Origin of the sequence: Shewanella sp. GutDb-MelDb (assembly GCF_002836075.1) — a bacterium.
In the GTDB taxonomy this organism is placed as follows: domain Bacteria; phylum Pseudomonadota; class Gammaproteobacteria; order Enterobacterales; family Shewanellaceae; genus Shewanella.
The window spans coordinates 1-1713 of record NZ_PJBM01000073.1; the positions used below are offsets into that span (position 1 = coordinate 1).

At 43.4% G+C, this 1713-nt stretch carries 1 protein-coding gene; it reads left to right on the plus strand.

The window, feature by feature from the left end; translation table 11 throughout:
- Nucleotides 1-22 precede the first annotated feature (22 nt).
- On the plus strand, nucleotides 23-1713 hold a 1691-nt coding region (ushA, locus tag CXF82_RS01360), incomplete at its 3' end, for a bifunctional UDP-sugar hydrolase/5'-nucleotidase UshA (protein WP_102043551.1).

Genomic DNA, 1713 nt, shown 5'->3' on the forward strand with positions numbered 1-1713 from the left:
AATAATCAAGGGGTTGATTTTAATGAATAAGACTTTAATCAAAGGGCTAGTGGCGACTGCTGTTGTAACTGCGTTAACAGCGTGTGGCAGCGACAATGATGACAATAAAGAAGTTGTATTGCCGACAACATGTGCAGAAGCTGGTGAAGCTTGTACTATTTTCACCGTACTTCACACTAACGACAACCATGGTCGTTTCTTTGAAAACAGTAAGGGCGAGTATGGTATGGCAGCGCGTAAGACGCTGATCGACCAGATCCGTGCTGAAGTTGAGGCGAACGGTGGTGAGACTATCTTACTTTCTGGTGGTGATATCAACACGGGTGTACCTGAGTCAGACTTGCAAGATGCACGTCCAGATTTCGTGGGTATGAACCTGATTGGTTATGACGCCATGGCTGTTGGTAACCATGAGTTTGATAATCCATTATCAACGGTTGATATGCAGCGTGAATTAGCTAACTTCCCGATGCTAGCAGCTAATATCTATGACAAAGTTTCTGGTGCTCGTTACTTCGAACCGTACAAGATTTTTAATATTAACGGTATTCGTATTGCTGTTGTCGGTCTAACGACGGAAGATACAGCTAAAATCGGTAATCCTGAATTTATCAGCGGTCTTGAATTTACCGATCCAAAAGAAGAGCTTAAGAAAGTTATCAAAGACATTAAGGACGCAGATACTGCTGACTTAATCTTTGCCACGACTCATATGGGTCACTATGCCGATGGCGCTAGCGGCAGCAATGCTCCTGGTGACGTAGCTCTAGCACGTGCTATGACAGCAGGTGATTTAGCCGCAGTGATTGGTGGACACTCTCAGAATCCTGTTTGTATGGAAGGCGACGGATATGATGCTGAGTTCAAACCTGGTGCAGAATGTAAGCCAGACGTTCAGAACGGTACAGTCATCATGCAGGCACATGAATGGGGCAAGTATGTTGGCCAAGCTGATTTTGAATACTTTAATGATGAGCTGCATTTAGCTAGCTACAAGTTGATCCCTGTTAACTTGAAGGCAAAACTGAAAGACGCTGATGGCAATACGGTTAAAGATGCTGATGGCAACTCAGTTTACGAACTTATCGGCGAAGAAATTAAGCCTGATGCAACTGTACTTGAAGTTATGCAGCAGTACCAAAATGTCGGTCAAGAAGAATTGCTTGAAGTTATCGGTAATACTGATGGCAAGCTTGAAGGTGACCGAGATATCGTTCGTACACAACAAACTAATATGGGTCGTCTGATTGCTGAAGCTCAACGTAGTAAAGTAGATGCAGACTTTGCGGTAATGAACTCTGGCGGTGTACGTGATTCTATCCAGATGGGCGAAATCACTTATAAAGACGTGTTAACAGTGCAGCCATTTGGAAACTCAATTACTAAGAGTACTTTAACCGGCGCTGAGATTACTGAATATTTGAATGTTGTAGCAACAGTTGATGTTGGTGAAACAGGTTCTGGAGCATATCCACAACTTGCGGGTATTAAGATGGATGTTGATTGTGAAGCTAAAACAGTTTCAATTAACGACATTAATGGTAAAGGCTACGCTGCTGATGCGATGTATAGCTTTACAGTCCCTAGCTTCAATGCTGCTGGTGGCGATGGCTACCCAAAGCTGACTCCAGTTATGACAGGTTATGTTGATGCTGAAGTTATGTACACATTCATTAAAGACACTGGTGATATCAAGGCTGCTGACTTTGCTCC